This is a genomic window from Caballeronia glathei (genome assembly GCF_000698595.1).
GTDB classification, from domain to species: Bacteria; Pseudomonadota; Gammaproteobacteria; order Burkholderiales; family Burkholderiaceae; genus Caballeronia; species Caballeronia glathei.
This window is the reverse complement of the sequence record NZ_JFHC01000003.1, coordinates 57,642-81,827: the sequence shown is the minus strand read 5'-3', so window position 1 is coordinate 81,827 and position 24,186 is coordinate 57,642. Positions and strand designations below refer to the sequence as shown.

At 63.6% G+C, this 24,186-nt stretch carries 25 protein-coding genes; 10 read left to right on the top strand and 15 right to left on the bottom strand.

Annotated features, from left to right (window positions below):
• Positions 1 to 16: 16 nt before the first annotated feature.
• Positions 17 to 1,171 (bottom strand): porin, encoded by a 1,155-nt coding sequence (locus BG61_RS03570; protein ID WP_035935046.1) that lies wholly within the window; start codon positions 1,169 to 1,171, stop codon positions 17 to 19.
• Positions 1,172 to 1,334: 163 nt separating this feature from the next.
• Here BG61_RS03570 and BG61_RS42680 point away from each other — a divergent pair, with 163 nt between their 5' ends.
• A complete protein-coding gene (locus BG61_RS42680) occupies positions 1,335 to 1,505 on the top strand; it encodes a hypothetical protein (protein WP_161783654.1) in 171 nt (56 codons plus the stop codon).
• 112 nt (positions 1,506 to 1,617) lie between these two features.
• Here BG61_RS42680 and BG61_RS41720 read toward each other — a convergent pair whose 3' ends face one another.
• The 3 genes from BG61_RS41720 to BG61_RS03555 form a co-directional block, all read right to left on the bottom strand.
• Entirely contained in the window at positions 1,618 to 2,034 is a 417-nt protein-coding gene (locus BG61_RS41720; RefSeq protein WP_129572192.1) for a hypothetical protein, read from the bottom strand.
• A gap of 231 nt (positions 2,035 to 2,265) precedes the next feature.
• The gene (locus BG61_RS03560) at positions 2,266 to 2,712 is read right to left on the bottom strand and encodes a response regulator transcription factor (RefSeq protein ID WP_306434222.1); all 447 of its coding nucleotides are present in this window, start codon (positions 2,710 to 2,712) and stop codon (positions 2,266 to 2,268) included.
• A 168-nt stretch (positions 2,713 to 2,880) separates the two neighbouring features.
• Positions 2,881 to 3,324 (bottom strand): YjjA family protein, encoded by a 444-nt coding sequence (locus BG61_RS03555; RefSeq protein WP_035935041.1) that lies wholly within the window; start codon positions 3,322 to 3,324, stop codon positions 2,881 to 2,883.
• Between the two features lie 184 nt (positions 3,325 to 3,508).
• On the opposite strand from BG61_RS03555, the gene BG61_RS03550 reads away from it, so the two are divergent.
• Positions 3,509 to 4,120 (top strand): histidine phosphatase family protein, encoded by a 612-nt coding sequence (locus BG61_RS03550; RefSeq protein ID WP_035935037.1) that lies wholly within the window; start codon positions 3,509 to 3,511, stop codon positions 4,118 to 4,120.
• Between the two features lie 19 nt (positions 4,121 to 4,139).
• Here the strand turns inward: BG61_RS03550 and BG61_RS03545 are convergent, their stop codons facing one another.
• The 5 genes from BG61_RS03545 to BG61_RS03525 all read right to left on the bottom strand — a co-directional run bounded on the left by BG61_RS03545 (position 4,140) and on the right by BG61_RS03525 (position 8,035).
• On the bottom strand, positions 4,140 to 4,445 hold the full coding sequence (locus BG61_RS03545; protein WP_035935034.1) for a hypothetical protein: 306 nt from the start codon (positions 4,443 to 4,445) through the stop codon (positions 4,140 to 4,142).
• A gap of 137 nt (positions 4,446 to 4,582) precedes the next feature.
• Positions 4,583 to 4,831 (bottom strand): hypothetical protein, encoded by a 249-nt coding sequence (locus tag BG61_RS03540; protein ID WP_035935031.1) that lies wholly within the window; start codon positions 4,829 to 4,831, stop codon positions 4,583 to 4,585.
• A 94-nt stretch (positions 4,832 to 4,925) separates the two neighbouring features.
• On the bottom strand, positions 4,926 to 5,204 hold the full coding sequence (locus BG61_RS03535) for a hypothetical protein (RefSeq protein ID WP_035941575.1): 279 nt from the start codon (positions 5,202 to 5,204) through the stop codon (positions 4,926 to 4,928).
• A 90-nt stretch (positions 5,205 to 5,294) separates the two neighbouring features.
• Entirely contained in the window at positions 5,295 to 6,497 is a 1,203-nt protein-coding gene (locus tag BG61_RS03530) for an amino acid aminotransferase (protein ID WP_035935025.1), read from the bottom strand.
• A 152-nt stretch (positions 6,498 to 6,649) separates the two neighbouring features.
• A complete protein-coding gene (locus BG61_RS03525; RefSeq protein ID WP_035935023.1) occupies positions 6,650 to 8,035 on the bottom strand; it encodes an amino acid permease in 1,386 nt (461 codons plus the stop codon).
• A gap of 401 nt (positions 8,036 to 8,436) precedes the next feature.
• Between BG61_RS03525 and BG61_RS03520 the strand changes: the two genes are divergently transcribed.
• Positions 8,437 to 8,910, top strand: coding sequence for an Lrp/AsnC family transcriptional regulator (locus tag BG61_RS03520; protein WP_035935021.1), 474 nt, complete (start codon positions 8,437 to 8,439; stop codon positions 8,908 to 8,910).
• Positions 8,911 to 8,958: 48 nt separating this feature from the next.
• Here the strand turns inward: BG61_RS03520 and aroQ are convergent, their stop codons facing one another.
• From aroQ to BG61_RS03490, 6 genes are all read right to left on the bottom strand, one after another.
• On the bottom strand, positions 8,959 to 9,396 hold the full coding sequence (gene aroQ, locus BG61_RS03515; protein ID WP_035935018.1) for a type II 3-dehydroquinate dehydratase: 438 nt from the start codon (positions 9,394 to 9,396) through the stop codon (positions 8,959 to 8,961).
• Between the two features lie 41 nt (positions 9,397 to 9,437).
• Positions 9,438 to 10,490 (bottom strand): Gfo/Idh/MocA family protein, encoded by a 1,053-nt coding sequence (locus BG61_RS03510; protein ID WP_035935015.1) that lies wholly within the window; start codon positions 10,488 to 10,490, stop codon positions 9,438 to 9,440.
• Positions 10,491 to 10,658: 168 nt separating this feature from the next.
• Positions 10,659 to 12,089, bottom strand: a complete 1,431-nt coding sequence (locus BG61_RS03505) for an MFS transporter (protein WP_035935010.1) — start codon at positions 12,087 to 12,089, stop codon at positions 10,659 to 10,661.
• Between the two features lie 907 nt (positions 12,090 to 12,996).
• Complete coding sequence (locus BG61_RS03500; protein WP_232256315.1) at positions 12,997 to 14,415, bottom strand: aldehyde dehydrogenase family protein; 1,419 nt, start codon at positions 14,413 to 14,415, stop codon at positions 12,997 to 12,999.
• A 58-nt stretch (positions 14,416 to 14,473) separates the two neighbouring features.
• Positions 14,474 to 15,019: an NAD(P)H-dependent oxidoreductase gene (locus BG61_RS03495; protein WP_035935432.1), complete on the bottom strand. Its 546-nt coding sequence runs from the start codon at positions 15,017 to 15,019 to the stop codon at positions 14,474 to 14,476.
• An 11-nt stretch (positions 15,020 to 15,030) separates the two neighbouring features.
• Complete coding sequence (locus BG61_RS03490; protein WP_035935005.1) at positions 15,031 to 15,348, bottom strand: DUF4148 domain-containing protein; 318 nt, start codon at positions 15,346 to 15,348, stop codon at positions 15,031 to 15,033.
• A gap of 321 nt (positions 15,349 to 15,669) precedes the next feature.
• Here BG61_RS03490 and BG61_RS03485 point away from each other — a divergent pair, with 321 nt between their 5' ends.
• The 7 genes from BG61_RS03485 to BG61_RS03455 all read left to right on the top strand — a co-directional run bounded on the left by BG61_RS03485 (position 15,670) and on the right by BG61_RS03455 (position 24,091).
• A complete protein-coding gene (locus BG61_RS03485) occupies positions 15,670 to 16,521 on the top strand; it encodes a LysR family transcriptional regulator (protein WP_035935002.1) in 852 nt (283 codons plus the stop codon).
• Positions 16,522 to 17,160: 639 nt separating this feature from the next.
• Complete coding sequence (locus tag BG61_RS03480) at positions 17,161 to 17,616, top strand: (2Fe-2S)-binding protein (protein ID WP_035935428.1); 456 nt, start codon at positions 17,161 to 17,163, stop codon at positions 17,614 to 17,616.
• A gap of 171 nt (positions 17,617 to 17,787) precedes the next feature.
• Positions 17,788 to 19,038 carry a cytochrome c gene (locus BG61_RS03475; protein ID WP_370818081.1) on the top strand — a complete coding sequence of 417 codons (1,251 nt, stop codon included), beginning with the start codon at positions 17,788 to 17,790 and terminating at the stop codon, positions 19,036 to 19,038.
• A gap of 61 nt (positions 19,039 to 19,099) precedes the next feature.
• Positions 19,100 to 21,370 (top strand): xanthine dehydrogenase family protein molybdopterin-binding subunit, encoded by a 2,271-nt coding sequence (locus BG61_RS03470; protein WP_081867967.1) that lies wholly within the window; start codon positions 19,100 to 19,102, stop codon positions 21,368 to 21,370.
• 85 nt (positions 21,371 to 21,455) lie between these two features.
• Positions 21,456 to 22,268 carry a type 1 glutamine amidotransferase domain-containing protein gene (locus tag BG61_RS03465; protein WP_035934997.1) on the top strand — a complete coding sequence of 271 codons (813 nt, stop codon included), beginning with the start codon at positions 21,456 to 21,458 and terminating at the stop codon, positions 22,266 to 22,268.
• Between the two features lie 57 nt (positions 22,269 to 22,325).
• Positions 22,326 to 22,622, top strand: coding sequence for a muconolactone Delta-isomerase (locus tag BG61_RS03460; RefSeq protein ID WP_035934993.1), 297 nt, complete (start codon positions 22,326 to 22,328; stop codon positions 22,620 to 22,622).
• Positions 22,623 to 22,678: 56 nt separating this feature from the next.
• Positions 22,679 to 24,091, top strand: a complete 1,413-nt coding sequence (locus BG61_RS03455; RefSeq protein WP_206540580.1) for an MFS transporter — start codon at positions 22,679 to 22,681, stop codon at positions 24,089 to 24,091.
• The last annotated feature ends 95 nt before the right edge of the window (positions 24,092 to 24,186 follow it).

Genomic DNA, 24,186 nt, shown 5'->3' with positions numbered 1-24,186 from the left:
TGACGGCGTTCTACGCTCAGAAGCGGTGACGCACGCCGATGGCCGCGGCCACCTGATTGCCCGTCGACGACGGCGACAGCGAGTTGATCGCCGCGACATTCGCACCGAACGAGCCGAGTTCGCCCGACGCGTGCTGATACGCGCCTTCGACGTACACGTCCGTGCGCTTGCTCAGCGCGTAGTCGGCCTGCAGCGTCGCGGTGTGCCACTTCGGGTCGCCCGTGCCGTTGCTGCCCGACACCTTGCCGTCGGTGAACGTGTACGCGGCGGCGAGGCTCAGCGCCGGCGTCAGCGCATATCGGCCGTTGATTTCATAGTTGTCCATGTGCAGGTTGGTGCCGCCCAGACCCGCGAGCACTGTGCCGCCTACGTTGATGCTCTGCAGGCCATCGAGCTGCGTATGCGTGTAGAGCAGGCCGACCGTCGCGGGGCCGTACGCATAGTTCGCGCCCACACCGTACGTGCGCTGCAGCGTCGAGGCGATATTCGCGTCGCCGTTGCCGAATGCCACCGCGCCGTTCAGGTTGCTGTTGCTGCCCGAGTTGTTCAGCTGGAGGTAGGCGGCAGCCACATTCAACGGGCCGTTGGAATACGATCCGCCCACGCTCCACGCGCGGTTGTCCGAGAACTGGCCAGCCGCATTGCTGAAGCCGTACAAGCCGTTGAACTGGAAGCCGGCGTAATTCGCGCTCGTGTACTTCACGGAGTTCTTGACCGAGAAGGTGTTGTCGAGATTGTCGTTGTCGAACGGGTGCGCGGCGAGGTTATTGCCATAGCCATAGCCCGCAGCCGAAATCGGCGCGAGACTATCGACCATCGAATCATATTGACGGCCGAGGGTCAGCTGACCATATTGGTCGCTTTTCAATCCGACAAAAGCTTGACGATTGAAAATCGAATTGCTTTCGGTGAACTGGCCGTTATTCAGATTAAAACCGCTTTCCAACGTAAAAATCGCATGCAGGCCGCCACCGAGGTCTTCATTACCCTTGAGGCCGAAATACGTATTCGATACCGAGCCGCTTGCCTGCTGAAAGTTACTATGCCCGAGCTGATTATTCGAGTAGACGAGGCCGGCATCGAGAGTACCGTACAGCGTCACGCTGCTCTGCGCGTGTGCGGTCACGGCAACCGCGCCGAGCATCGAGGCGGCCAAAAACGTCCTTTTCATACTAGTTCTCCGACTGTAAGGAAAAACAACAACCTGAATCATCGAGTTCACCGATAACGGTAAAACGCGCGAAACGGATCACGCAAATGCGAAGGACAGTCTACGAGTCGGGACTTCCCGGATGACACGACGTTTGGCGCAATAATGTTTTCCTCAGTGCGCAATGAACTTTGAAATTGCGCTCGCGCTTGAATATTCAGGGTTTTTCACGCCGCCATTGGCCGGCGAATTAAAAACAAACCAAATCCGGGTGTGGCGATTTTGCGACGCCGCAACCCGATTGGCATTGGCTGGCGTTATTAAAATTGGATTGAAAAGTATCAATAAGAAATAAACGCCGAGCCTTTCAGCGGCATTTTCTATTTGTCATTAGACTGTAAATGCTTACGGCCGCCGAAGGCAATGCGTTTCCCGGATACAGCTTGAAAGCCGGGCCCCGCGCATGCCTAGACATGCAGATCGATCAGCCCGGTGCTCGTGCCGGATTTGAGCAGCAGCTCGGCGAGCGCTGCGGTCGCCCCTTGCAGCGCCGCCTCGATCACCGTCACCTCGCCTTGCAGCGAGGTCACCACAGGGCTCACGCCGCCATCGTGCGCGGCTGACGCCGACGCCCTCGCTATCTCGAGGCGCAACGCCGCCAGTTGCTTCTGAAGCCGCTCGATCATCGCCTTGAGTTGCTGGACCGGGCCGGACGGTGCGTCCCGTTGTGCGGAAGCGGACGCGGAAGCCGTAGCGGTCGAGGCTGCGTTGCCCGCGGCGGCCCTGGTGTCGTCGCCGGTACCGCGCGCCGCGCCGCCGCTTGCCGGAGATGTGGCTGTCGGGGTGGATGCGCCGGAGGCCGGTACGTCGCTTTGCACTTTCATCGAATAGTTGGTCCGCAACTGGCGAGGGATATCGTGTCTATCGGCAGCCGTGCGGATTTCTTGAAGCGGGTATCGCCGGGCCTCTTCAGCGTGGCCGAAGCGGCAATGCAGACGCTCGGAGAGCGGGTCGACGGTCTTCGGACTGAGCGATCGAGCAAGGCTACGTCAGACACGAAACCGTGCGTCGCGAGGACGCGTGAACCCGCAGCGGCGTCGCGACGAAGAGACGTGTCAGGCGACGGTCGAGCCTGCCGTCCCGAGGACGAGTTCGATCCGGTGGAGGATCGCCGCGATATCGAGCGGCTTCGTGAACATGTCGAGCGCGCCGTTGGAGATCACTTGTGACTTGAGCGCGTCGTTGGGAAAGGCGGTAATGAAGATGATGGGAAGAACGCGGCTTTGCTCGATCAGACGAAGCTGCATGTCCGGGCCCGAGATGCCCGGCATCTGAACGTCCGAGATCAGGCACGCGGTGGCGTCGATCTGGCCCGAGTGGAGAAACGCTTCTGCAGACTCGAAGACCTGCGGCTGCCAGCCCATGGAGCGGACAAGATTGGCGATCGACGTGCGAACGGCATGGTCATCATCGACGATTGAAACGATCGGAGAGTTCAGCAAACGACGGTCCTCGGTGGTTCCTCGAACGAGCAGGGATGCGAACGGTTGTGCCGCCCGCACCCCGCAGTGGAGATTACCGGCACGCGGCGCTTCAGCAAATCATACGTGCGTATGGGCGCGCGGCTGGTCAAAGGCTCGGCAAAAGCGGACAGCTCAAATCAAGGCCGCCTCATGCGCGATATGGCCCCGCGAATCTCGCGCACGACATCCGCATTTCGCGCGTCGATCTCACAGCATCGACTTGCCTTGCGCGAGAATCGTGTCGCAGACCTGCTTCGTCACCTGCTCCTTGAGGCCGGCGGCGCTCAGGTCCACCTTCTTGCCGTCGCTGCTGTTCAGCAGTCCCTTCGCGCCGTCCGTGTAGCCGCTGTCGCTCGAGGGCGAGCCGGAGATCTTGCTCATCAGCGAGTCCTTCACCGACGTCGCGCTGCCGCCGCCGAGGTAGTTGTTCTTGATGCAGTATTCCAGTACGCCCGCCACGTTGCCGAGGCTGCCCGAGCTCAGCGACTGTCCCGACAGCGCGCTGCCCAGGGTGCCGAGGCTGCCGGCTGTCCCGCCGCTCGTGCCCCCGCCCTTGAGCAGGTCCCCGAGTTGGGCATGCGCCGCCGTAGCAGGCAGCAGCGCGGCGATCAACAACCCTGAAGCAATGGCGCGGCACGTGCGTGTTTTCATGCTCGAATCCCTCATATGATGGTCCGGAAGCACTCTCCAATATAGTGCCTTTTCGGGACTTGACCGCTCGCGTCGGCGCCTTCGTTGCCGGCACGATTCGCGTGGCGGTCGTAGAATCAATTGCTCGCGAAGTCCGCGCACACGAAGTTCTCGCCCCTTCACGCCTTCACGTGAGAATCCGCCGATGAACACAACGACCAACGGAACACCTGCCGACCCGCCCGAACTCTGGCTGATCCGCCACGGGGAAACGGAATGGAGCCGCTCGGGCCAGCACACGGGCCGCACCGACATCCCGCTGACCGAACGCGGACGAGAGCAGGCCCGCGCGCTCGCCGCGGTGCTCGCGGCAGCGCGGTTCGATCGCGTGCTGTCGAGCCCGATGTCGCGGGCGATCGAAACCTGCCGTCTTGCCGGGCTCGGCGAACATGCGCAGCAGGAACCGGACCTGCGCGAGTGGGACTACGGCATCTATGAAGGGCGCAAGACGAAGGAGATTCGCGACGACGTGCCCGACTGGTCCGTCTGGACGTCCCCGATACCTGAAGGCGAGAGCGTCGGGCAGATCCAGGCGCGGGCGCTATCGCTGATCGAGCGGCTGCTCGGCTCGCCCGGACGCATTGCGCTTTTTTCTCATGCGCATTTTCTGCGGGTTTTCGCGGGGTGCTGGATCGGTGAGTCGGCGGCGCTCGGGGCGCATTTCTATCTCGACACCGCGACGATCAGCGTGCTCGGCTTCGAGCGCGAGAACCGCGTGGTGCGCCAGTGGAACGTAAGGCATCCCGACGTCAAGTGAAACGCCGGGCGGCGTGTGCTCAGACTCGCCCGCCCGGCTGCGCAGCACCGCCCGACGCGAGCAGCGCCTTCAGGTCGCTGCGTTCGCTGAAGCTCGGCATGGCGAGCCAGCCGACGAATTCGTCGTGCCAGTTGCCCCACGCGTTCTCGTCGAAGTCGAACGCCTCGTCCATCCGGCCGCCGTCGCGCAGATAGGCGCCCACCACACGCTTGCCGTCCCAGTACGCAACGGCCACGTCGGTCAGATCGGCGGTGGTGCCCGCGGGCAGGTCGCGAAGCAGCATTGCGACGTGTGCCTTGAACGATGCGAATTCGCTGGACTTCATCACGTGCTCCGCGCATTGGAAACAGGTTCGTAAAAGCATGCACCGGCTCCCCCGACCCGTCAATTCGCTGCCGAACGAAGCGGGTGGCGCGCTCGCGGGTATGCATCTTGCGCTGGCCTGCCGTGCCGCACGCGGCTTCAGCCGAAGCCGCCCTTATTCAGGTCCTTCTCGAACTCGACCGTCCATGCGGTGCCGTGTCCGATGCGGTATTCCTTTTCCTTCAGGGTCGACTTGCGCACGACCGTGACGTGGCCGCGCAGCGGATAGACGTCGTCGACGATATCGGTCGTATCGGTCTCCTGCAGCAGAAAATCGCCCTCTGCCAGGCGATGACGCTCCAGGATGGCAAGGAAATCGGCTTTTTCGTCCGGCGCGATCACTGACATTTGATGTCCCTCCAAAGCACACGCTCGACGCTTTCAAGTTAGCACAAGCGTCGAGAGGTTGCCGCAGGTGTGAAGCGGCGCGCACGGGAGAGGGTCAAGGCTGCGCGGGCTTTGTCAGTGGCTTTTGCGGCGGCACGCTTTCCGCGCTGCCGCGGCTGCCGGGCGGCTGCCCCGGGACACGTCCCGGGCTGCCGCCCTGGCGCGCGGCTTCCTCATCAGGCGTGTTGTATTTCCTGAACGTGCTTTGCGCCGGAGGCTGATTGATGGCCTGCGCCTGCAGCAGCTTTTTCGTGCGCTCGTCGAGCCCGGCGTTGCTCGGGCCGGCCAGCCAGCCGGCGCAGATCAACGCGAGCATCAGTGCGGGTCTGATCATCGGCGTCTCCTTCGCGCAGCGCGGTGTTCCCTGCTGACAGCTTACGCCATCGGAACACCGCCGCGCACATCACGACGCCGCGGCGACCACTCAGGCCTTGGCGGCGAGCACCGTGGCGATCGCGTCGGCCACGGTCGCGACGTTCTTGTCGTTCAGGCCCGCGACGCACATGCGGCCCGAGCGCAGCAGATACACGCCGTGCTCCTCGCGCAGGCGATCCACCTGCGTGGCCGTCAGCCCCGTGTACGTGAACATGCCGCGCTGCCGCACGTAGCGTGTGAGCGCCTCGCCGTGGACGTGTTCGCGCAGGCCGTCGTGAATCGCGACGCGCATCCGCGCGATGCGCTGGCACATCGCGGCAAGCTCCTTCTGCCAGGAGAGATTCAGCTCCGGCGTGTTCAGCACGCGCGTGACGATCTTCGCGCCGTGCGTCGGCGGATTGCTGTAGTTCGAACGCACCGAGCCGGTCAGCTGGCCGAGCACGCGCTCGGCTTCGACCGCGCTCTCGCAGATCACGTGCAGGCCGCCGCAGCGCTCGCCGTACAGCGAGAAATTCTTCGAGAACGAGTTCGCCACGAACGCGGGCACGCCGCGGCGGGCCAGTTCACGCACGGCGAAGGCATCGTCGTCGAGACCGGCTCCGAAGCCCTGATAGGCCATGTCGACGAACGGCAGCAGCTCGCGCTTTTCCAACACCGTGATCAGCTGTTCCCACTGCGCGCGGTCCAGATCGACGCCGGTCGGGTTATGGCAGCACGCGTGCAGCAGGACGATGCTGCGGGCGGGCAAGGCATCGATGGCGGCGAGCATCGCGTCGAATTTCAGGCCGCCGGTCGCTTCGTCATAGTACGGATACGTGTTCACGGCGAAACCCGCGCGCTCGAAGATGAAGCGGTGGTTCTCCCAGGTCGGATCGCTGACCCATACCTGCGACTGCGGGAAATAACGCTTGATGAAATCGGCGCCGACCTTCAGGGCGCCCGAGCCGCCGAGTGTCTGCAAGGTGGCGATGCGACCCTCCGCACGCGCCGGGCTCGCGGCGCCGAACACGAGGTGCTGGACGGCGTCGCGGTAGTGCGCGAAGCCGGCCATCGGCAGATAGGGCTTCGGGCCGGCGTCGGTCAGGATCGTCTCTTCGGCTTCGCGCACGGCCTGCATGACCGGCAGGCGGCCGTCGTCGTCGAAATAGATCCCGATGCTCAGATTCACCTTGTTCTGGCGCGGATCTTTCTGGAAATCCTCGTTCAGCGTAAGGATCGGGTCGCCGGGGTAGGCATCGATATGTTCGAACATGGTGAGTATCAGTCGGGACGGGAGAGCTGGCGGCAGCGGCCGGTCATGCCGGCGCGGCCGTCGAAAAAAGGCGCCGCGCGTCGCTTCCTGAAAGACGACGCATGGCGCCCGCTTGTGCTATCGGTTACCGGCAACGGCTTCGCGTGCCGGGCTCAACGCGTGGAAACGCCCGCGCGCAGTGCGGATGCGGCATTCCGCTGCCTGAAATGGTAGCTGATTCCGAGCAGCACGAGCCACACCGGGATCAGGTACACGGAAATCTGCAGGCCCGGGGTAAGGTACATGATCACGAGAATGCCTGCCAGAAACGCGAGGCACAGGTAGTTGGTGAACGGGTAGCCGAGGCTGCGGAACGAAGTCGTTTCGCCGGCCTGGCGCTTGTCGCGGCGGAACTTCAGGTGAATGATGCTGATCATTGCCCAGTTGATGATGAGCGCCGACACCACGAGCCCCATCAGCAGCTCGAACGCCTTGCCGGGCATGAAGTAGTTGATCAGCACGCAGGCGGCCGTCGCGAGGGCGGAGACGCCGAGCGCCGCGAGTGGAATGCCGCGCCGGTTGACCTTGAGCAGCGCGCGCGGCGCATTGCCCTGCTTCGCGAGGCCGTACAGCATGCGGCTGTTGCAGTACACGCCGCTGTTGTACACGGAGAGCGCCGCCGTCAGCACGACGATGTTGAGCACGTGCGCCACGACGTTGCTGTTCATCGCGTGGAAGATCAGCACGAACGGGCTGCCGCCGGTGACGACCTTTTCCCACGGGTAGAGCGACAGCAGCACGCCCAGTGCGCCCACGTAGAAAATCAGGATACGGTAGATCACCTGATTGGTGGCGCGCGGAATGCTCTTCGACGGATCGTCGGCTTCGGCCGCGGTGATGCCCACCAGTTCCAGGCCGCCGAACGAGAACATGATCACCGCCATCGCCATGACGAGGCCGTTCATGCCGTTCGGGAAGAAGCCCCCGCGTTGCCAGAGATTGGTGACGCTCGCCTCGGGACCGGCCGTGCCGGAGAACAGCAGATAGCCGCCGAAGCCGATCATGCCGACGATCGCGAGCACCTTGACGATGGCGAACCAGAATTCCATCTCGCCGTAGGACTTCACGCTCGTCAGGTTGATCGCGTTGATGAGCACGAAGAACGTCAGCGCGGAGACCCAGGTCGGAATCGCCGGATACCAGTATTGAACGTAGATGCCGACCGCCGACAGTTCCGCCATGCTGACGAGGATATACAGCACCCAGTAGTTCCAGCCCGACATGTAGCCCGCGAAGTGTCCGCAATATTTGTTAGCGAAATGGCTGAACGAGCCGGCGACGGGTTCGTCGACGACCATTTCGCCCAGCTGACGCATGATGAGGAACGCGATCGCGCCGGCGATCGCGTAGCCGAGCAGCACCGAGGGGCCGGCCATCTTGATCGTCTGCGCAATGCCGAGAAAGAGGCCCGTGCCGATCGCGCCGCCGAGCGCTATCAGCTGGATGTGCCGGTTCTTGAGCCCGCGCTGGAGCTCCTGGTTTCCGTTGTCTGCAAGCATGCCTTCTGGTGTCTCCCTATTTATGGTGAAAACGGGTCGCGAGTGCCGGCGCTCGTGGCGCTTCAGGCCGGGGCTTCGAGTGACGAAGCCGCTTTTCCGATCCTGCACTCGATGATCGCGACGAATGAGCCCGGGCAACGTCTTCGGGACGCCCGCACGCGCCGTGATTTCGTGGGGGCGGTGGTCGGTGAAATGGCCGCACGGCGCATTTCAGTCGTGCTCGCCGGGGTTCCGCGCGCTTTCCGAAGCGGCCTGCATGCGATGTCGCGCAGTGCCGGCCTGCTCGTTGAAACGGGACCCAGTTTATATTTTGGGAGACGAAATAGGATTTCGTCTAGGCCAGTGGCAAACCCTAGCTAATGCACTAGGATTTCTCTTATTCGCCTCTTAAGGAAATAAAAGTGCAAAATCCCGCCTTCGACCGCATCGACCTCCGGATTCTCGCTGTGCTGCAGGAGCACGGGCGCGTCTCCAATCTGGAACTGGCGGAAGCGATCAAGCTGTCGCCCGCGCAAACGCTGCGGCGGCATCGGCGGCTGGAGGAAATGGGGGTCATCAAGCGCTACGAGACGCGGCTCGACGCCGAAAGCCTCGGCTTCGGCGTCGTGGCATTCATCCAGGTGACGATGGAGCGCGGACACGTGCGCGACCTGCTCAAGTTCCAGGAACTGGTCGCGAAGATGGGGCAGATACAGGAATGCTTTTCGGTGACGGGCGATATCGACTATGTGCTGAAGGTCGTCGCCCGCGACCTGAAAGGGCTCTCGCAATTTCTGCTCGACACGCTGATGCGCATGCCGGGCGTGAGCCGCGTGCAGTCGATCGTGTGCCTCGACGAAATCAAGGGCACGACCGCGATGCCGCTGGAGGCGTGAGCCGCCGCCTTGCCGTATCCGCGCGGAAACGGCGAGGCGGCGCGCAGGTCACTTGATCGCGGACACCGCGGCGCGCAGGCCGAGCAGGTAGCTGTCGACGCCGAAGCCGCAAATCTGGCCCCTGACGATCTCGGCGAACACCGACTTGTGGCGGAACTCCTCGCGCGCGTGGATGTTCGACATGTGGATCTCGACCACCGGCACCGTAAGGATCGCGAGCGCGTCGCGAATGCCGTAGCTGTAGTGCGTCCAGGCGCCGGCGTTGATGAGCACGGCGTCGACCTTGTCGGTGAACGCCTGGTGAATGCGCTCGCACATGTCGCCTTCGCCGTTGGTCTGATAGCTCTGAACCTCGGCACCGAGTTCCTTGCCGAGCGACTTCAGCTGGGCGTCGATCTCGTCGAGCGTGATCGTGCCGTACTGCGCGGGATCGCGCTTGCCGAACATGTTGTGGTTGATGCCATGCAGCATCAGGATGTTTTTCATGAGTGTTCCTCTGGTTGAACGGATGACCGGGAGCGACGAAATCAGGCGGGCGTCGTATCGACGATCGAGCCGCTTTTCGCCGCCTCGGCGATGGCCTCGGTGATGCGCAGGTTCTGCAGGCCGTCCCGCGCGCTCACGATGGGTTCGGCTTCGCCCCGCACGACGCGGCCGAAGTGCTCGATCTGGTGCGCGAGCGGGTCGTCGCGCGTCATGTCGGCGACGCTCTCGTAGAACGGCTTCCACCACGAGCGGTCCTCGGCACGCGCGTACGTCTTCAGGCGCATGGTCGGAATCGAAAGCGAGCCGGACGTGCCGGCGATCACGTAGCAATCCTCGTCGGGGTACGTGGAATACGCCTTGTTCTCCTGCGACGTCTGCTCCCAGCTGCGCGGACAGGCCGCGGTGTCCGACAGCATGAAGCTGCCGAGCGCGCCGTTAGCGAAGCGCAGGTTGATCGAGACGGTGTCCTCCACCGGAAAGCCGCGCGTCGCATGCGACGCGAACGCCTGCACCGCGACGATGTCGCCGCACAGCATGCGCAGATTGTGCACCTCGTGAATCATGTTGAGCAGGATCGGACCCGCGCCAAGTTCGCGGCGCCAGGGCGCGTCGGCGAAATATTCGTCGGGCTTGAAGAATACCGCACTGCCCATCACCGCGACGAGCTTGCCGAGGCGCCCCTCGTCGATCAGCTGCCTCGCCCGCGCCATGATCGGGCTGTGCGCGCGGTGATGGCCGATCAGGATCTTCGCGCCGGCCCGCCCGGCTTCCTTCACGAGCGTCTCGGCTTCGCGCACGGTCGGCGCGACCGGCTTTTCCAGCAGCATCGGGACGCCGGCCGCGATGCACGTCAGTGCGTGCTCGACGTGCAGCTGGTTCGGCGTCGCGAGAATCACGCCGTCGGGGCGGTCCTTCTCGAAGAGCTCGCCGAGCGTTTTGTAGAGCGGCACGCCCGCCTGGGCGGCGACGGCTTCGGCGGCCGGCGCCGGGTCGACGATCGCCGACAGCGTGCAGGTCGCACTGCGCTGAGTGACGTCCATGTGGGCGCGGCCGATATAGCCGGCGCCCGCGACTGCAATCCGGGTCTTGTCCATGCGAAATGTGTCCGGGTGGAGGAAGCGATGTATCGAAGCGATGTCTGGATCGGCGCCACGAAGCCGCCCGCGATGCGGGCTTGCGCGGCGCGGGAGGGCGGCGCCAGTGCCGGAACCGGCGCCGCCGCGTGAGAAGTGGGGGGCCCGCCTGGCGCGGCGCCCCGTTCGTTACGCGGATGCCTTGGCGACGCGCCGGCTGTCGGCGAAGCTCTGCGCGCGCAGCCTCTCGTACTCGTCCTTGGCGACGGGAACCGCGTCCGGCTCACCGAGCTTGCTGAGCGGAATCCGGTACGGCTCGCGGGCGCTCCAGGCCGCGACCGCCGCGATGATCGTCACGGCGAAGGTGATCGCGCCGACCGTGAGCGGGATGTTGGTCGATCCCGGCGGCGCCACGATGGCAAAGAGCGCGGGGAGGAGCGCGGTGATCGTCGTGCCGACGTTCTGCGAGATCGCCATCGCGGAAACCCGGGCGCGCGTCGGGAACAGCTCGGGGTAGAAGCTCGGGAAGATCGCGTTGTAGCCCTGGTAGACGATGCCCCACATCAGGAGCGACATGACGATCGCGAGCGCCAGATTGTGGATGCTGATCGCATAGAGGTAGCCGAACGCGAGCAGGCCCGACGCGAGCGCGCCGACGATCACCGGCGGCTTGCGGCCGATCTTGTCGGACAGGTTGCCGACCATCGGAATGACGATCACCGCCAGGATGTTGCCGAGCACCGGGATCCACAGGTAGACGCTCTTGTGAAAGCCGATGCCGTACGCCGCCTGGACCGCGTAGGCCGCGCCGAAGATCGTCGCGACGACCGGAATCACGTTCATCAGCGCCATGCAGACGACGCGGATCATGTCCTTCCAGCAGAACTTGAAGGCCTCGACGATCGGCGACTTCGGCAGTTCGCCCTTTTCGTCTTCCTTGGCGAACGCAGGCGTTTCGTCCACTTCGCGGCGGATGATGTAGCCCGCGACGAGCACGAACGCGGACAGCAGGAACGGAATGCGCCAGCCCCACGAGTTGAATGCGTCGTCCGGCATGTAGTAAGCGAGCGGCAGGAACACCGCGGCGGCCAGGATCTGCCCCGCCTGCACGCCCTGCAGCGTGAAGCTCGCAAAGTAGCCGCGCCGGCCGAATGGCGCGTGTTCGAGAATCATCGAACTGGCGCCCGAAATCTCGCCCGCCACCGCGAAGCCCTGCACGAGACGCAGAATGACGAGCAGCGCGGGGGCGAGCATGCCCACCTGGCTATAGGTCGGCAACAGGCCGACGGCCATCGTCGAGAAGCCCATCAGGAACATGCACAGCACGAGCACCGTCTTGCGGCCGTGGGTATCGCCCCAGTGACCGAGGACAAAAGCGCCGATCGGGCGCGCGACATAGCCGACGCCGTACGTCGCGAGCGACGCGACAATGGCGACCTTCGGATTGCCCGACGGAAAGAAGAGCTGCGGAAAGATCAGTGCGGCGGCCTGGGCGTAGATGAAGAAGTCGTAGTACTCGAGCGCCGAGCCGATCCAGCCGCTCGCGGTCGCCTTCTTTGTCTGCTTTCTGTGCTCGCCTTCGGCGCCGTGCCCGGCCGGTGATAGCGGTTTCGTTTCCATGACGTCTCCTGATCCTGAACTTGGCCGTCGGCACAGTTTCTGTGACTGCTGCCGACTCACTGACTTCGTCTGGATGCCCGGCGGGCATCCGCCCTTACTTCGGTGCTGCAACACCTTCGGATAGCCTGACCGCGAACGCGCGCCGGACGAAGCCACGCACGCCCCACCCCTGCATCGGGGTGGTCAGGCAAGTGAACGGGTCGTTCATTCCGCTCACGAAGCAGTTTCAGAGTCGCGCCGCTGTTGAACTGGAAACCAGCCGCCACCCATGATCGCCCTTGAACCCTGACCTTACGATGAGGCAAAACCCCATTACGGGACTCGCCGGGGCCGATCGTCGACAACAGGTGCAATTCGCGGTCCCGCGGCGCGTCGTGCAGGGAGAGGTCTGGGGGAAAGGGGACGCTGACATGACTTCCGACCCGGCCGGCGGAAGTTCCGGCAGGTTTCATCCGTCTCCTGATTGCTCTTGTTCTTGTGGTCCATCCCGGCGCGGCGCAACGTTTGACGCTAAATTACTATGCATCTCGCAAAACTTAATGACGCCAGATGGAAAATCAGAATGTCCTCGCAGCGAATAATCGCGAGGCTTGGTCCGGGTGGTGCTATTCGGTGGTTGTTTGAAAACGAATGCTGAACGGATTCGGAGAGATCGGTTGGCGTTTCGGGCAATAGCCGGCCCCGGCGGCAATTACGCCTTGGATTTATCCGGAGTTTCCGGGATGGGTTGCTTTAACCGGGCGTCTGACGTAGTCAAAGACGCCCCGGCCCGCGCTTGAAGGCGTTACGCGCGGACCGGCGAGACGCATAAATCGAAGTTCTTTTAAATCAAATACTTAAAAAATCGTGTAAATAAATCGGGTTCAGCAGTTGGCATTTGAAAACGCGAATCCAAGAATGGCCAGGCCTATAAGCGGATGATGACCGACTTGAGCTGCGTGTAATGGCCGAGCGCTTCGACGCCCTGCTCCCTGCCGTAGCCGCTGCTTTTGTAACCACCCGTGGGGGTTTGCACGAACCCGCCGCCGTATTCGTTCACCACGATCCGGCCGGCCTCCAGTTGAGCCGCTACACGGTGAACACGCCCGATATCGCGACTCCAGATCCCCGCCGACAACCCAAACACGGAGTCATTGGCGATGCGCACGGCATCCGCCTCGTCGCGAAACCGGATGACGCTCAGTACCGGCCCGAAGACCTCTTCCCGGGCGATCTGCATGTCGTTCGTGACACCGGCGTAGACCGTGGGCTCGATGAACCAGCCGTCGCCGAACGCGGGACCGCTCGCAACCTTGCCGCCTGTCGCCGGTGTCAGGCCGTCGCGCCTCGCGATCTCGAAGAACGCCTGGATCTTCTCGTACTGTGCGCGGGTCGTGATCGCTCCGTAGGAGGCTTCGTCTTCCGGGCCGAAGCGCAACGCGGCGACGTACGCGAGCAGCTTTTCCACGAACCGGTCGTAAATCCTCTCCTCTACGAGCAGGCGGGTGCCGGCCGCGCACCACTGACCGCTGTTCCAGGTGAAGGCGGTCGTGGAGCCTTCCGCGGCGGCGTCCAGATCCGCGTCGGCGAATACGATGTTGGCCGATTTCCCGCCCAGCTCGAGCGTCAGGGGCAGAATGCGCTCGGCGGCGAGCTTGCCGAGTTCCTGCCCCGCACGGACGCTGCCTGTAAACGAAATCTTCCGCACCGCGGGATTGCTGACCATTGCAGGTCCGACGACAGGACCCACGCCCAACACCACGTTCAGCACGCCCGCGGGCAATCCCGCCTCCTCTGCGAGCTTCCCGAACTCCACCAGCGATCCGGACGTGAACTCCGACGGCTTGGCGACAATGGTGTTGCCCGTCGCGAGCGCCGGTGCGATTGCGCGCGCGGCCTGATGCAGCGGAGCGTTCCACGGAAGAATGATGCCCACCACGCCGAACGGATCACGACGGGTATAGACGTGGTAGTCCGGTCCGACATTGATCACGTCACCATCCATCGTGTTGACGATGCCGCCGTAGAACTCCAGGTATTGCGCCGTCAGGTCGATCAGTTGCGCCATCTCGCGGCCGGGCTTGCCGGTTTCCGCGCGTTCGATGTCGCCGAGGCGCAGCGCGCTGTTTCTCACCGAACGCGCAATGTCCACCAGGATGCGTCCGCGCCCGGAAGGACGCATGTCCCGCCACGCGGGCAGCGCCGCAGCCGCTGCCGCGACGGCCATGTCGACGTCCTGCGGCCCGCTGCTCGCGACTTCCTTTTGCTTCCGGTTCGTTCGCGGGTCCACCTTGTCGATGTACTCGCCGGTCGACGGTTCAACCGATCGTCCGCCGATGTAATTCATGACTCTTTCCATGCTTCAAACTCCAGACGCTGATGCTGATGAAGGGCAGACGGACCGGCTATGCGACTTCGCACGGTGCACGAACGTGCCCGAGATAGTCGTTCGCGCTGCGGCTCAGTTGATCCGCCGGAATCACGTGATTCGCGCCCTGCAACGCGAAAACGGGCAAGTAGTGCGCGCCGACAAGACGAACCGTCTGTTCGAACGGACGAAGCAGTTCGTCCAGCGTGTGTCCGAGACGGCCATCCGTCTGATAAGCGGCTTCAGGGCTGCCGGTCGAGACGACCAGCCCGATTTCCTTGTGCGCCAGCCGGTCGCCGCCCGGGCCGTATGCCCAGCCGTAAGTGAGGACGTCGTCGAGCCATTTTTTCAGCAGTGGCGGTGAGCTGTACCAGTACACAGGAAACTGCAGAAAGATCCGCTCATGGCTTTCGAGGAGCGCCTGCTCCGCAGCCACATCGATATTCCAGTCGGGATACAGCTGATAAAGGTCCCGAATCGTGACCGGACCCGATGCTTCCTCGAGCCTCGTTCGCCACGCCGCGTTGATCTGCGACCCGGCAAGATTCGGATGGGCGAGGATGACGAGCGTTTTCTGGCTCATGATGTTCTCGCTCACTGACCGAAGTAGATGCTGTCGCGCCCGACGGGCGCAGTCGCCGTACGGCGGCCGCTTTGTACGCGACTCGTGTCGGCCCCGCCCACATCCGACGCTTCGATCCCTGCGGCCATCACGCCGCGCTTTTCCGCCGCACGCAGCTGCGCCGTCGGATAAGTCGTGTCCGGGGCGTCGAATAGCCCGTCCTTGCGGGCCTGGGCGAGTTCAGCCCGGACCTGCGCCCGGGTCATTCCAATGGGCTCGCCGTCTGCGAAAGCGGCGCCGGATGCGAGCGTGCCGGCGGCGACGATGGCTGCGATCATGATGCGTTTCATGTCAGGCTCCTTGACAGACAAGAAGGGACCCGACGCTCCGGTGTCTGCGGAAGACCTGCCTTCGCGCGCCGGTGCGTCGATCCGTTGCAGCCATTCTTGTCCGCCGCACCCGCCCTGCCTATTCCCCAAACATGCGGGCTCCAGGTGCAGCAATGCGCAAGGCATCGTGCGCCGGTCGATTCGAGAACGGCGTGGCTCGTGTCTATCGTCGGTGGCGTGCGGAAAAATATATGATCGGAGTCGGTCCGGCTGCCTTCCAATATCCCGTCCAGTTACCGCATCTCGAGATCCCGGCGATCGAAAGAGCAAAGGAGAGAGTTCATGTTCGACTGGGAGGATCTACGCTACTTCGTGGCGTTCAGTCAGGAGCAATCGCTTGCCAAAGCGGCACGGCAATTGAAGGTCGATCATGCGACTGTCGCGCGCAGAATTGCTTCGCTCGAACAGTCGCTCGAACTCAAGCTGGTCGACCGCCGCCCGCGTGCCTACGTCCTCACCGCAGATGGCGAACGCATCGCGGAACGCGGCAAGCGCATGCAGGCAGAGTCGTTCGCCGTCGAGCGGATGTCGATTGCCGGGCAGGAGGTCGTTTCCGGCGAGGTGGTGATCAGCGCGCCGCCTTCGATGGCAAACAGCGTCATTGCGCCGAATCTCGACAAGCTGCGCGCGCAGCATCCCGCGATCCGCATAAGGCTTGTCGCGGAGACGCGCAATGTGTCGCTGATACGCCGGGAAGCGGATATCGCCGTGCGCCTGAGCCGGCCGACCGAAGCGGACCTCGTCGCGCGCAAGATTGCGGTCGTGCCGTTCGCGCTGTATGCGTCGCCGGCGTATCTGGCCTCGCATGCGCCCGAAGCCTACGAATTCATCGCATACGACGACAGCATGGACGGGTCGGCCCAGCAGGTATGGCTGGACGCGCAGGCCGCTTCGCGCCCGATCGTGCTCTGCAGCAACAGCCTCGACGTGCAGTTGTCGGCGGCGCGAGCCGGTGTCGGCATTGCTGCGCTGCCCTACTTTCTCGGCGACTGGGACGAGGAACTGACCGTGGTCGAAAGCACGGGCGCACCGCTCACCCGTGACGTATGGCTTTCCATTCATAACGATCTGCGGCACGCGCCTGCGATCCGAAGCGTCATGCAATTCATCGCCGACTGCTTTCCCGGTCACTAGCCGCGTGATGTCCCGATCCTGAAATCGAACGTTCGGACGGTGAACATCGCCCTGACGATGTTCGACTGCCGAACCCCGACGAAACGTCAAAGTCGCTTCTCAACGCTCCGGCGGCCATCAACCGATGTACGACCTCGCGTTCCCGATGGCTGGTCGATCCGGAAACCTTCGAGTCGCCCCCGCTGCACTCGCATTCGGACGAGTTGCATCACATCCACCGCGACCGGCTCGCATCAGCCTCGGTTGAAACACGTATGGAAGTGCCGTCAACGGGCATCTAGATTGATACTCAATGACATGGATCACCACCTGACCTTGAGAAGCCTCTCTCCCGCGCCTGGTAGAGAAGACGTGGATCTCATTCGACGGCGAACCAGCGTCCGTTCTGAAACCCAGCACGTGTCCGTGACAAAAATCCCTTGTCCCTGAAGACCGGCAGTACGAGGATGAGGGTTTCAATCAGAAACACTAACTTCCAGTCTGACCAATCATCCGCGCCAGCTTCCACGAACGTTGAACAAGTACCCCGGCGTGATGTCCTGGTCGACGTTCGCTTCGCATGCGGCGGTGCGCGCTACGTCGTGGTTTGATCCGCATCGCGTGCTTCACGCTGTTGACTGCCGGGAGAAATCTTTTCGCATGCAAACGATTAACATCAACGGCGAGGACCACACGGTCGACGCGCCGCCTGACATGCCGCTGCTGTGGGTGTTGCGCGACAGGGTCGGTTTGATGGGAACGAAGTTCGGCTGCGGCATTGCGCAATGCGGCGCCTGCACGGTGCATCTCGACGGCGTGCCGGTACGCTCGTGCGTGATGCCGATGGCCGCTATCGGCGCCCGCAAGGTGACCACGATCGAAGCGATCGGAACAACGCCGGCAGGCAGGAAAGTGCAGAAGGCGTGGCTCGATATCGACGTCGTGCAATGCGGCTATTGTCAGTCCGGACAGATCATGTCCGCTGCGGCGCTGATCGCCGCCAATCCGAATCCGAGCGATGCCGATATCGACGCGGCGATGGCAGGCAACATCTGCCGCTGCGGCACCTATCTACGGATTCGGGCGGCGATCAAGAAGGCCGCTCAGGAGCGTTGAAATGGTGCGGCGTCCCGTCGAAGTGGCATGGTCCGTGCAGGCGCATGAACGGTCTTCGGTGCGGAGCCTCAACGGCTTGCGCCGGCGCCCGCCACGCGACGAGAGGTACGCCCGATGGATTGAAGGGACGCGACCATGAGCACTCACGGCCCTTGCATGACGAGGTGGCGGATGTATATCGCGGCCATGACGGCAACGCTGCCGATTTGCGTGTATGGAGCCGACGGCGCCGCAGCCGACCTGATTGCCCGCGGCGCCTACCTGGCGAAGGCAGGAGACTGTGTCGCGTGCCACTCGTCACCCGGCGGCAAGCCGTTCGCTGGCGGACTGCCGATGACCACGCCGATGGGCAGGATCTTCACCACGAACATCACACCCGATCCCGAGACGGGAATCGGACGTTACACGCAGGCCGAATTCCTTCGCGCGGTGCGCGAGGGCATTGCAAGGGATGGCCGCAATCTCTACCCCGCCATGCCCTATCCCTCGTATGCGAAGGTCAGCGACGACGACATGCGCGCGCTATATGCGTACTTCATTCAAGGCGTCGCGCCGGTCAGGCAGGCGAATCGGGCATCTGAAATTCCCTGGCCCATGAACATGCGCTGGCCGCTGAAACTGTGGAACCTGGTCTTTCTGGACAAGGCCGTGTATCAGCCGAAGAAAGCGCGCGACGCGGTGTGGAACCGCGGCGCCTATCTCGTGCAGGGACTTGGACACTGCGGCGCATGTCACACGCCGCGCAGTCCCACTTTGAACGAGAAGGCGCTGGACGAAAGCGGCCACGCATTCCTGAGCGGAGCGGCACTGGAAGGCTGGTTCGCGTCGAACCTGGCGGGCGATCACAACACTGGCCTCGGGCGCTGGAGCGTGGAGGACGTGCATGGGTTCCTGAAGACGGGCGCGAATGCGCATGCGACCGCGTTCGGATCGATGACCGATGTGATCAATCACAGCACGCAATACATGAGCGACGCGGACCTGAACGCAATGGCGGTGTATCTGAAATCGCTGCCGCCGGCGCGCAGCGACGATGGACCTCCCTACGCGTTCAATCCGAAAACGACGGTGGCGATGTTGACGAGGCCGGCAGGCAACCGCGGCGCGATTCTGTACACGACCTACTGCCTGCATTGCCACGGTGCCGATGGGCGGGGTGCGGCGCCGTATCTGGCACCGCTCGCCGGCAATCCGAACCTGCTGGAAAAGGACGCGAGCTCGCTTGTCAACGTGGTGCTGAACGGCAGCGGCCAACTCGTGATCGACGGTATGCCGGCGCCTTACCCGATGCCCGCGTATCGCACCGTGCTGAACGACCAGGAAATCGCCGACGTGCTGACCTTCACCCGCCAGAGCTGGAGCAACAACCAGGGCCCGGTCGCGGTGACCGATGTGCGGAAAATGCGCGACACCGGGCAGTGAGGCAAGAAACGGCCCTGTGCTTCATGCACAGCCGCACCACGACACTTCTGAGGGCCCGCATATGTCCCGCCAGCATCCGGTAGCGACCCATGATGATCGTGGCGTCGCGAGCGCATCGGCGTTTCCGTGCGATCGCGCGGCCAATGCCGTCATTGCGGTGCCGCCTGATTCGACGTCACGGCGAAATTTTCTGCGGATCATCGCCGGCGGCGGAGGTGGCTTGCTGCTCGGCGTGGCGCTTCCGATGCTGGCGCCGGCCAACGAGATCGTCGCCGACAACTCGACGGACGGCGATTTCGCGCCCGACGCATTCATCCGTATCGCGCCCTCGGGCCAGGTCACGTTCGTCATGCCTCGCGTGGAAATGGGCCAGGGAACGTATACGTCGATTTCGATGCTGATCGCCGAGGAACTCGAGATATCCCTCGCCGATGTGCGGCTGGAACACGCACCCGCAGACGACGTCCTGTATCGCGATCCGGTCATCGGCAGTCAGATTACCGGGGCGTCGGCATCGATACGCGGCGCGTGGCTGCCCATGCGCAAGGCGGGCGCGACATGCCGCACGCTTCTGGTCAATGCCGCTGCGCAATCATGGAATGTCGATCCGTCCACCTGCAAGGCAGAGAACGGCACGGTAACGCACCCGCCAACGGGCCGGAGGACGACGTACGGCGACCTGTCGGGTCGGGCAGCCACACTGCCAATTCCGCAGAAAGTGACGCTCAAGGACCCGCATGACTTCAGGCTGGTGGGCACGCCGGTGAAGCGGCTCGACTCGCCGGACAAGGTTGCAGGACGCGCTGTCTTCGGTATCGACGTCGCGGTTCCGGGCATGCTGATCGCGACGGTGGCGGCAAGTCCGGTGGTCGGCGGCAAGCTTCGCGCAGTGGATGACCGACGCGCGCGACAGATCACGGGGGTGCGGCAGATTGTGAGCATCGACAACGCGGTGGCCGTCGTCGCGGACGACATGTGGGCTGCGAAGCGCGGGCTCTCCGCATTGAAGCTGGAATGGGACGAAGGCGAGAACGCAGGGTTTTCCAATGCGACATTGATCGCACGAATGGAACAGGCAGCGGCGAGCAACGGTGTGATCGCGCAGAAGATCGGCGATGCGTCGGCCGCACTCCGCGGGAACGGCAAGCATATCGAGGCGCGCTATGAGCTGCCTTTCCTCGCGCACGCGACGATGGAGCCGATGAACTGCACGGTGCATGTCACGCCCGATTCGTGCGATGTCTGGGTCGGTACGCAGGTGCCCGCCCGCGCGCAGGAAACCGCGGCCGCGATCACGGGATTGCCGAAGGAGAAGGTGAAGGTTCACGGCCAGTATCTCGGAGGCGGCTTCGGCCGCCGGCTGGAAGTGGACTACGTGACGCAATCGGTGAGCTTCGCCAGGCAGGTACAAGGTCCGGTGAAATTCATCTGGACACGAGAAGAGGACATTCAGCACGACATCCCCCGCACGTATTACCTGAACCGGCTGGAAGCCGTACTGGATGCGCGCGGCATGCCGCTCGCGTGGACGCACAAGGTGACCGGTGCGGCCGTCATGGCGCGCTATCTGCCGAGCACGTTCAAGAACGGTGTCGACCCGGACGCCGTGAACGGCGCCACCAATCTCCTGTATGCGATCCCGAACGTGCAAATCAATTACGTGCGCGTCGAGACACCCATGCCGATCGGCAAATGGCGCGGTGTGGGACCGACGCACAACGTCTTCGTCGTCGAGAGTTTCATCGACGAACTCGCCAATACGGCACAGAAAGATCCCTACGAATATCGCCGCTCGCTGCTCGCGAATCAGCCTCGCGCGAATACGGTGCTCGAACTCGCCGCCCAGAAAGCCGGCTGGGACCAGCCGCTCAAGGCAGGACGCGCAGGCGTGCGCGCGGGACGCGGCATATCGGTTCAGTTTGCGTTTGCCTCCTACCTGTCACAGGTGGCGGAAGTCGAGGTCGACGAAAACGGTGAAGTGAGAATCAGGCGCGTGGTCTGCGCGGTCGATTGCGGACATGTCGTGAATCCCGACATCGTGCGTGCGCAAATCGAGAGCGGCGTGATCTTCGGGTGCTCGGCCGTGCTGTGGGGCAAGATCACCTTCAGGAACGGACGCATCGAACAGGGAAACTTCAACGACTATCGCGTGATGCGGATCAATGAAGCCCCCGCTATCGAGGTGCATATCGTGAGGAGCGCCGAGCCGCCGGGAGGCATCGGAGAAGCAGCAACATCGGCATTGTTCCCGGCCGTGGGGAACGCGGTCGCGGCGGCGACCGGCAAGCGCATCCGCAAACTGCCAATCGACCCCGCGCTGATCAAGGCGTAGCGCCGGCAGCAGACATTGCAAGCGGGCGCGCGTCTGGTTCTGGTGCGCCCATCATCTCGAAGCCTCAACCATCGTGGAGAGCAGAATGAACACCAAGGGAAAGATCCTCGTCGTCGGTTCCAGCGCCGACATGTTCGAGTTGAAGGACGGGCGAAAGGAACCGATGGGCTACTATCTCAACGAGCTTGCCATTCCTTCCCAGGCGGCCGTCGACGCCGGTTACGAGGTCGTTCTTGCGACGCCGAACGGCAAGCAGCCCGCAGTCGACCAGCATTCGGTCGTGGCCGACCACTTCGGCGGCAGCGAGGAGGCGTTGCAGAAGGCACTCGATTTCGTCGCCACGAACGCCGGCATGCGCAATCCGCGTTCGATCCGTTCCGTCATCGATGAAGGTCTCGATAACTATGCGGGCGTGTTCGTGCCCGGCGGTCATCCGCCGATGGTCGACCTCATGCAGGACCCCGACCTGGGCGAAGTTCTGCGGCATTTCCATGCCACATCCAAGCCGACTGCGCTGCTCTGCCATGGCCCGATCGCCGTCACGGCGGCGATGCCGAAGGCCAGGGAATTCCGGCAGGCGCTCGTGAACGACGATATGGCAGCCGCGAGACGTGCGGCCGAGGGCTGGCAGTACGCCGGCTATCGCATGACCATCTTCTCGAATGACGAAGAACAGTATGTCGAGGAGAACATCATGGGCGGCAGCAAGGTGCCGTTCTACGTTGTCACCGCACTGGAGATCGCCGGTGGCAAGGTCGAGACCAAAGGCGTCTTCGAAGCCTACGTGGTTGAGGATCGCGAACTCATCACGGGCCAGAATCCGCCGTCCGACCATGGCATCGCGGACGTGTTCGTGAAGGCACTCGATCGTCACGTGGCTGCAAAAGCCGCCCGTTGACGTATCAGCACGACATGTCCGCGCTCGGCGTCGCGCCTACTTGTTTCGGAGGCATCCATGCTCTTTCACGTTCAGATCACCGTTCGCGTTCCACCCGAAGCGGACATGGAGAAAATCAGGGCGCTGAGTGCGGAAGAAGTCGAGCAAGCCAAGGCGCTTCAGCGCGCGGGGAAATGGCTGCATGTCTGGCGCATCGCCGGAAAGTGGGCAAACATCAGCATCTTCAACGTGGACAGTACCGACGAGCTTCATGGAATCCTCAGCTCGCTCCCGCTTTTCCCCTATATGGACATCGAGGTCACCGCGCTTTGCCGTCATCCGGCATCGATCGACGACCCGCAACAGGCGCCTTGATACCGGCGCCTGACGACAGCAGAGAGGCGCGGTAACTGCCCGGCCGATCAAGCCGCATGGCGTTTTTGCGGCCAGTGCGGGCTTGCGCATTGTTGCATCGACGGTCCGCACATTTGGGGAATGGGCGCGCGGCGGGCGATGGGCAAGAATGGGGCACCGGATCGACGTACCGGGACGCGGAGAAAGTTCTGCCGCTGACCGGGTCGCCCAGTCCCTTCTTACCCACCCCGGAGGACGCCATGTCCGATACGCTTGTCGCGCAGCCGGATCGCGCGCCCGCATCCTTCACCGCCGACATGTTCCGCGCCGCGTGGACTGTCACAGCCGTGTTCATGCTGTCCAACTCCCCGACTCCGCTGTATGTGGTCTGGCAGCGCGCGCTCGGATTTTCGTCGGGAACGCTGACCGTCATCTTTGCGCTGTACATCGCCGGACTGCTTGGCACATTGCTCGTCGCCGGACAGCTGTCCGACCGCCTCGGCCGCAAGGCGGTCTTGCTGCCGGGCCTCTTCGCAGCACTGGTCGCCTGCGCGCTTTTCGCGACTGCATCGTCCATCGCGATGCTTGCCGTCGCCCGCCTGCTGACCGGAATCGCGGTGGGTGTCATGGTGTCCGCGGGCATGGCGTCGGTAGGCGACCTTGGCGGAACGCGACGGCGTCGGCAGGCGGCACTGCTTGCGTCGGTGGCCATGGTGCTCGGCGCTGGCCTCGGCCCGCTGCTGGCCGGAGGTATCGCGCAAACCCTCGCGCATCCCGTGCGGCCCGTGTTCGCCGTCGAATTTCTCGTCTTGCTGAGCGCGTTCGTCCTCACCATGCGGCTGCCGTTGACACGGCCGGCCGAAGCGGCGCACGCCGGTGCACGCCTGCGTCTGCCGTCAGTTCCGCAAGAATATCGGCGCCACGTCTTATCCGGCATTGCCGTGTTCGGGCCCGGCATCACTGCCACATCGTTCGTGCTGGCGCTGGGACCGTCGCTCCTCGCGCGTCTGCTCGAAGTCCGCAGCCCGCTGCTCGCAGGCGGGATGGCCTGCGCGATGTTCGTGACGGCCACAGGCGTGCAGTTTGCTGTACGCCTGTGGCCGGTACGGGCGATATTCGCCGCGGGCTCCACTGCGACCGTCCTCGCGATGGGCGCCCTGTGGCTTGCGGTGCATGCGTCGTCGGCCCCCGTACTGGTGGTGGCCGCCTTGCTCGCGGGTGCGGGCCAGGGTCTGGGCCAGCTGGGCGGCCTGACGCTCATCAGCCTGCATGTGCCCGACACCCGCAGAGCCGAGGCCAATGCGGTCATGAACATGGGCGGCTATCTGCCGGCGGGACTGCTGGCGGTGTCGGCCGGCTATGCAATCGACTTTCTCGGCCTGTCGACCGGCACGGCGATGTTCGCGGCGGTTCTCGCCCTCAGTGCGCTCGTGTTCGGCGGTGCTGTCCTTCGCGCTGAGTCACCGCGCGGCGCGACTGCGACGTCATGAGCCTCGATTGGCCAGCACCGTAAGCGCGGCAACTTCAGACTGCGCCTGATCCGGCAGCGTGTACGGATCGGAAGACGCAGTCTGTCGACCGTCGC